This is a genomic window from Wenyingzhuangia sp. 2_MG-2023 (assembly GCF_030548295.1).
In the GTDB taxonomy this organism is placed as follows: Bacteria; Bacteroidota; Bacteroidia; order Flavobacteriales; family Flavobacteriaceae; genus Wenyingzhuangia.
Genome location: NZ_JAUOSB010000181.1, coordinates 1 through 239 on the forward strand (window position 1 = coordinate 1; position 239 = coordinate 239).

Below are 239 nucleotides of genomic sequence, written 5' to 3' on the forward strand. Positions count from 1 at the left end.
GACAACTGTTGCTTAATGAAAATGCAACTGTTACTTATTGCCATTCGCGTACAAAGAACCTTCAAGAACTCGCAGCAAATGCTGACATTTTAATCGCTGCTATTGGAAAAGCCCATGCAATTACTGCAGAATATATTAAAGATGGGGCTGTCGTAATTGATGTGGGGATCAATCGCTTAGAAAATGGATCTTTAACTGGGGATGTCGATTTTGAAAGCGCAAAGGAGAAAGCATCCTAT

The 239-nt window shown here is 39.7% G+C and carries 1 pseudogene; it reads left to right on the forward strand.

The features are described from left to right. Positions 1 to 239: pseudogene (locus Q4548_RS17340) on the forward strand (bifunctional methylenetetrahydrofolate dehydrogenase/methenyltetrahydrofolate cyclohydrolase); the annotation flags it as partial.